The organism is Micromonospora sp. D75 (assembly GCF_018070405.1).
GTDB classification, from domain to species: Bacteria; Actinomycetota; Actinomycetes; order Mycobacteriales; family Micromonosporaceae; genus Micromonospora; species Micromonospora chalcea.
In genome coordinates, this window is the sequence record NZ_JAGPXV010000318.1 from 1 (window position 1) to 6,756 (window position 6,756).

General features: G+C 74.0%; 5 protein-coding genes. 1 reads left to right on the plus strand and 4 read right to left on the minus strand.

Translation table 11 applies throughout. The features are described 5' to 3' along the window. From KBX39_RS18990 to KBX39_RS19000, 3 genes are all read right to left on the minus strand, one after another. Nucleotides 1–2,037, minus strand: a 2,037-nt coding sequence (locus KBX39_RS18990; protein WP_312247459.1) for an amino acid adenylation domain-containing protein, incomplete at its 3' end; no start/stop codon positions are given. Next, nucleotides 2,034–2,996, minus strand: coding sequence for a class I SAM-dependent methyltransferase (locus KBX39_RS18995; protein ID WP_223201121.1), 963 nt, complete (start codon nt 2,994–2,996; stop codon nt 2,034–2,036). The genes KBX39_RS18995 and KBX39_RS18990, both read right to left, overlap by 4 nt. Before the next feature lie 212 nt (nt 2,997–3,208). Next, nucleotides 3,209–3,973 carry a thioesterase II family protein gene (locus KBX39_RS19000; RefSeq protein ID WP_233607714.1) on the minus strand — a complete coding sequence of 255 codons (765 nt, stop codon included), beginning with the start codon at nt 3,971–3,973 and terminating at the stop codon, nt 3,209–3,211. Between the two features lie 283 nt (nt 3,974–4,256). Here KBX39_RS19000 and abc-f point away from each other — a divergent pair, with 283 nt between their 5' ends. After that, nucleotides 4,257–5,894, plus strand: coding sequence for a ribosomal protection-like ABC-F family protein (gene abc-f, locus KBX39_RS19005; protein WP_210871786.1), 1,638 nt, complete (start codon nt 4,257–4,259; stop codon nt 5,892–5,894). Between the two features lie 16 nt (nt 5,895–5,910). On the opposite strand, the gene KBX39_RS19010 is transcribed toward abc-f, so the two are convergent. Continuing rightward, a partial coding sequence (locus KBX39_RS19010; protein WP_210871788.1) for a sensor histidine kinase KdpD occupies nt 5,911–6,756 on the minus strand: 846 nt, incomplete at its 5' end.

A 6,756-nucleotide genomic window follows, 5' to 3' on the forward strand; every position in this document is an offset into this window, starting at 1 on the left:
GACCTGGCGGATGCGGGGCCAGTGCTCGGGGCGCAGCCCGCGCAGCACGCTCAGCTCGGCGCCCTCGGTGTTGATCTTCAGCAGGTCGACGCGGTCCAGCCCGAAGCGGTCCAGCAGGTCCGACAGCGTCACCGTCGGCACCACGTGCGCCACCGGGGCGAGGCGGCGGCGGGCGTCCGCGAGTAGCGCCGCCTGTTCGGTCTCGTCAGCGTCGCCGCCACCGTTGCGGTAGTGCGACCGGACCAGGTCGGAGGCGACGCCGGCCCGGTCGGCGCCGAGGCCGGACAGGTAGCTCAGCTCGGGGAACGAGGTCAGCTCGGCGGTGCCCGCCGCGTCGGTCACGGCGGCCTCGACGACCGACGCCGACCCGGCGTAGAGGCCGAGGTTGGCGCGCAGGTACGGCAGGGTGTCCGGGTTCGGTTCGACCGCCACCAGTCGCACGTCGCGCGCCTGCCGGGACGCCCAGAGCGAGAACAGCCCGATGTTGGCGCCGACGTCGACGACCACGGCGCCGTCGCCGACGCGGACGCCGAAGCGGGCGTACTCGGCCTGGTCGAAGATCTGCCGGTAGAGGAAGACCGCCTCGTCCGGCGACGCCGCGGTGACCGCCATGCCGTTCGGCAGCGGGAAGCGCGGCAGCCCGCCGACCGCCGGGGCCTGCCGGGGCTGCGGCACGACGTAGCCGACCAGGCGGGGGCCGTCGTCGGTGTCCGGGACCGTCACCACCACCGCGTCGTGCACGGCCGGATGCTCGCGCAGCACGGCGGCCACCTCGCCCGGCTCCACCCGGACCCCCCGGATCTTGACCTGGTCGTCGGCCCGGCCGCGGAACTCCAGGAAGCCCTGCGGCGCGATCCGCACCAGGTCGCCGGTGCGGTAGAGCCGCGCGCCCGGCCACGCCGGGTCGGCGCGGAAACGTTCCGCCGTCCGCTCGTCGTCGCGCAGGTAGCCCAGCCCGACCGCGACCCCGCCGATCCACAGCTCGCCGGTCCCGCCCTCGGGCACCGGGCGCAGATCGTCGTCGAGCACGTGGGCGGTGACGCCGTCGATGATCCGGCCGATCGGGGCGATGCTGCCCGGGTACGGCTCGGCGCAGTCCCAGTAGGACACGTTGATCGACGTCTCGCTCGGGCCGTACCCGTTGAACAGCCCGCACGGCAGCACCTCGCGCAACCGCCGGACCAGCCGCATGTCCAGCGCCTCGCCGCCGCACAGCACCCGCCGCAGCGTGAGGCAGCCGGCGAACTCCGGCTCGTCGAGCACGTGCCGCAACATGGTCGGTACGAAGTGCGCGGTGGTGACCGCCTCCCGCTGGATCAGCCGGACCAACCCGAGGCTGTCGAACTGCAGGCCCGGCCCGGCGACGACCACGGCGCCGCCCGCGATCAGCGGGGAGAGGATCTCGTGCACCGACGCGTCGAATCCGATCGACGCCTTGTGCAGCACCCGGTCGTCGGCGCCGAAGCCGAACCACTCGTGACCCCAGGCCAGCCGGTTGACCAGCCCGGCGTGGTGCAGCACCACGCCCTTGGGCCGGCCGGTGGAGCCGGAGGTGAACAGCACCAGCGCGGCGTGCTCACCCGGCGGCAGCCAGCCGGTGCGATCGGTCAGGTCGGCCATCGACCCGGCCCGCGCGGTACGCACGTCCCGCCACCCGGTCGACGCGGGCGCGGCGACGGCGGGCGGACGGTCGGCGTACAGGACGAGCCGGGGCGCGGCCGCCGCGAGCATCTGCTCGGCCCGGCCGGAGGGCAGCTCGGGGTCGACCGGCACCGCCACCGCGCCCACCGCGAGCGTCGCCAGCAGCGACGTCACATAGTCGGCGGACCGGTGCAGGTAGAGACCCACCAGGTCACCCGGCCGCACGCGGGCGCGGCGCAGCAGCTCGGCCGTCGCGCCGGCCCGCTCCCACAGCGCGGTGTAGCTCAGCTCGCCGTCCGGGCCGACGATCGCGGGCCGGTCGCCGCCGGCGCCGGCGGGCCGGTGCACCAGGTCGGTCAGGTAGCGCGGGCCGGTCAGGTGGCTCGGGCCGGTCACGGCGCTACCTGCGTCCTCGTCGCGACCGCGACGATGGCCATCCGGGGCACCTCGGCCACGAACTGCCCGTCGGCCCGGTAGACCAGCGGACGGGCCGGCAGGTCGTCGCGGCCGATCCCGGCCAGGTAACGGGTGTGGTCGAAGTGGCGGGTCAGCAGCTGCCACACCTCGTCGTCGGTGAGCGTCGCGAAGTAGTCGCGCACGCCGTACATGTCGCCGACGTAGTCGCGCATGCCCGCGGACGCGGACTCGGCGCTGTCGGCGCGCACGATCAGCGGGTCGTACAGGTCGAGGACGCGTACCGGCAGCCCGGCCGCGGTGAACAGGCCGGTCAGCTCGGCGCGGCTGAAGTGCCGGTAGTCGTGGCCGCCGGCGGCGTGCGGGTGCACCACTTCGCCGAAGAACCCGGCCATCGGGCTGGACTCGTCGAAGTCGTGCAGCACGATCCGGCCGCCGGGTCGGACCACCCGGGCCGCCTCCGCGACCGCCTGCGGCCGCCGGGCCGCCGGGATGTGGTGCGTGCCGTACGCCAGCAGCACCGCGTCCACGCCGGCGTCGCGCAGGAACAGGAAGTGCGCGGCCTGGCGGACGGCGGGCAGGCCGTGGGCGAGCGCCTTGTCGACCATGTGGCCGGACAGGTCGCCGGTGATGAATGCGAGTTTGGACTCGAAGCAGGCCGACTGGCTGCCTGCGGCGCGGGCCACCGTGCCGTCGCCGCCGAGCACGTCGAGGATCAGCGTGACCGGAGCGGCTGCGTCCGGCGTGGCGAGGTCCAGCAGCCGCCGCATACCGGTCCAGCGGACGAGCGTGTCCCGCTGAGCCCGGCGATAGGAATCGCCCCGGCCGGTGGAGTCGGTGTCGAACTCGCTGACCGTGCCGGCCAGTTCCGCGAGGGCCGCGTCCGCGCCGGGACGGCCGAAGTCGAGCAGCTCGCGCAGTTGCGGGTGGAGGGTCGCCACGGTGTGCAGGTAATCGCGTAGGACCAGGGACGGAAGGTACGGCCGGCTCATGAACACCTCGGCGCACGCGACAGTATGCCGCCTCGTCAGCGACGTCCCTTCGGCGAACGGATGGCGAACTTTAACACCGCTTCTCGGCCACTCACCAGGTCGAATACCGGACATTGTGGAAGGTCCGGCGCGGATACGAGTCCTTACCTGCTCTTTGTCGCTTATTCCGCCACAGGGGTGTGACTGACGACGATGTGTCGCATTAGGTCGATGATTTCCGGCAGATGGTCGGTAAGGAAGAAATGCCCGCCGGGAAACACGTGCCATCGCGGCTCGGTGACACATTCCCGGGCCCACCCCGCGGCCCGTTCCGGGTCCACGTGCTCGTCCCCGTCGCCGAGCAGCACGTGCACCGGCACCTCCAGCGGCGGCCCCTGGCGATAGGCGTACCGCTCGGACAGCGCGAAGTCGGCCCGCACCCCGGGCAGGATCAGCTCCATCAGGTCGCGGTCGGCCAGCAGCGCGGCCGGCGTGGCCCCGAAGTCGCGCAGCGCGTCGATGAGACCGGCGTCGTCCAGGTCGTGGACGCGCCGCCGTACCAGCCGGGTCCCCGGCGCCTCCGCGCCGCCGACCAGCAACGCCAGCGGTGCGGGCGCGCCCCGGCGGCGCAGCTCCCGGGTCACCTCGAACGCCACCAGCGCCCCCAGGCTGTGGCCGAACAGCAGGAACGGCCCGGACGCCCGCTCGGCGACGGCCGTCGCCAGCGCGTCCACCAGCTCCGCGAGGTCGTCCACCGGTGGCTCGTGCAGCCGGGCGCCCCGGCCCGGCATCAGCGCGACCTGCACCGACAGCTCCGGCGCGGCCAGTTCCCGCCACTGCGCGAAGGAGGCGGCGACGCCGCCGGCGTACGGGAAGACGAACACCTGGGCGTCGCCGGTCGAGGATCCGGCCGGCCCGAACCAGCGGCTCGCAGTCACCTGGGACATGGCCAGGAGCATAGGGCGCACGGCGCGGCGGACCGCCGCGCGGACGCCGGTCCGGCACGCCCGCGCCGGGCACCGGCCGGTGCTACGGTGGACCGGAGTGATCCAGTGGCGATCAGGCAGGCAGGGAGACCAGACATGGCGGGTGACGACGACATCTCCGGGTGAGACCGGACATGTGACCGACCACAGGCAGGCGCCGTGGTCGCGTCGTCGTACCCCGAGACCGTGTCCCCCGCCGGGCGGCTGAGGTCCGCCCGCCCTCATCTTCGAGGTCGTCTTCCTGATGTCCGATTCCTTCGTCGTCTGCTCGAACCTGAACTTCTCCTGGCCCGACGACACTCCGGTCTTCCAGAACCTCTCCTTCACCCTCGGCGCGGGCCGGACCGGCCTGGTCGCGCCGAACGGCGCCGGCAAGAGCACGCTGCTCAAGCTGATCGCCGGTGAGCTGCGGCCCGCCGCCGGGTCGGTCACGGTGCACGGTGTGCCGGGCTACCTCCCGCAGAGCCTGCCGCTGTCCGGCGACCTGACCGTGGCGCAGGTGCTGGAGATCGCCCCGCTGATCGCGGCGCTGCACGCCATCGAGTCCGGCGACGCCGACGAGCGGCACTTCACCACCATCGGCAACGACTGGGACATCGAGGAGCGCACCCGCGCCCAGCTGGACCGGCTCGGCCTCGGCGACCTCGCGCTCGACCGGCGGCTGGACACCCTCAGCGGCGGGCAGGTCGTCTCGCTCGGCCTGGCGGCGCAACTGCTCAAACAGCCCGACGTGCTGCTGCTCGACGAGCCCACTAACAACCTCGACCTCGACGCCCGGCACCGGCTCTACGACGTGCTGGAGCAGTGGACCGACTGCCTGCTGCTGGTCAGTCACGACCGGGCGCTGCTGGACCGGATGGACCGCATCGCCGAGCTGGACCGCGGCGAGGTGCGGTTCCACGGCGGGAACTTCACCGCGTACGAGGAGGCGGCGCGCGCCGCGCGGGAGGTGGCGGAGAAGAACATCCGCAACGCCGAGCAGGACCTCAAGCGGGAGAAGCGGGAGTTGCAGGAGGCCCGCGAGCGGGCGGCCCGCCGGGCCGGCAACGCCGCCCGCAACCTCAAGAACGCGGGGCTGCCGAGGATCGTCGCCGGCGGCATGAAGCGGGACGCGCAGGTGGCCGCCGGCAAGGCGAACGAGATGCACTCCGGGCGGGTGGACGACGCCCGGGCCCGGCTCGACGAGGCCGAGCGGGCGCTGCGCAACGAGCAGAGGATCTCGGTGGAGCTGCCCGCCACCGAGGTGCCGGCCGGCCGCACGCTGCTCACCGCCGAAGGAGCGCAGATCCGGTACGGCGACCGGCAGCTGTTCGCCACAGGTGGCGTCGACCTGACGATCCGGGGACCGGAGCGGATCGCCGTGCTCGGCGGCAACGGCGCGGGCAAGTCCACGCTGCTGCGCCTGATCAACGGCGACCTGGAACCCGAGCAGGGCCGGATCAGCCGGGCCGACGGCCGCATCGCGTACCTGTCGCAGCGCCTCGACCTGCTGGACTCCGACCGTACGGTGGCGGAGAACCTGGCCGCGTTCGCGCCGCAGGCCCCGGACGCGCAGCGGATGAACCTGCTGGCCCGCTTCCTGTTCCGCGGCCCGCGGGCGCACCTGCCGGCCGGGGTGCTCTCCGGCGGCGAGCGGCTGCGGGCGACGCTGGCCTGCGTCCTGGGCGCCGAACCGGCCCCGCATCTCCTGCTGCTCGACGAGCCGACGAACAACCTCGACCTGCTCAGCGTCGCGCAGTTGGAGAGCGCGCTGAACGCGTACCGGGGGGCGCTGCTCGTGGTCAGCCACGACGAGCGGTTCCTCGCCGCGATCGGGGTCGACCGCTGGCTGCGGCTCGCCGACGGGCGCCTGACGCAGACCGGTCCCCCGGACGCCGCCTGACCGGGCGCGGCGGCTGTCAGGCGGGCGGGAGGCGGACGACGAACCGGCAGCCGCCGGTGACGTTGTGCGCGTGCACCCGCCCGCCGTGCGCCTCGACCAGGCCGCGCACGATCGCCAGGCCCAGCCCGCCACCGGCCGGCGCCGGCTGGTCCGCGCCGGCCGGTGTGCGGGCCCGGGTCCCCCGGAACGCCACGTCGAACACCCGGGGCAGGTCCGCCTCGGGGATGCCGCCGCAGGTGTCGGAGACGGCGAACCACACGTCGCCCTCGTCGTGGCCGGTGTCGACGCGCACCGTGCCGTCCGGCGGCGTGTACCGCACCGAGTTGACGAGCAGGTTCGTGACGACGCGGGCGAGTTCGGCCTCGCCGGCCCGGACCGTGGGCCAGCCGGTCTCCGGGGCGAGCACACGCACCCCCCGGTCGGCGGCCAGCGGCGCGGTGGCGGCGATCGCGTCGGAGACGACGTCGCCGAGCGGCACCGGGGACAGCGCGGGCCGCAGCGCGCCCGCGTTGATCCGGGACAGCTCGAACAGGTCGTCGACCAGGCGCGTCATCCGGTCGGTCTCGACCCGGACCCGGTGGTGGTACTCGGCCACCGTCGCCGGATCGTCCACCACCCGGTCCTCCAGCGCCTCCGCCATCGCCCGCAGACCGGCCAGCGGTGTCCGCAGGTCGTGGGAGACCCAGGCGACCAGTTCGCGGCGGCCGGCCTCCAACTGCCGTTCCCGCTGCCGGGCCTGGTCGGCCCAGACCGCCGCCCGCGCCAGCCGGCGGGCGAACGCCACACCGACGGCAAGGCTGACCGCCGCGGACGCCGCAACCGTCACGAGAACCACCTGCAGGTCGTGCGCGGACAGGAACAT

Excerpts from the sequence above, each read along its gene's own strand:
- KBX39_RS19000 (WP_233607714.1), bottom strand. The coding sequence starts at position 3,973 with ATGTCCCAGGTGACTGCGAGCCGCTGGTTCGGGCCGGCCGGATCCTCG.
- abc-f (WP_210871786.1), top strand. The coding sequence starts at position 4,257 with ATGTCCGATTCCTTCGTCGTCTGCTCGAACCTGAACTTCTCCTGGCCC.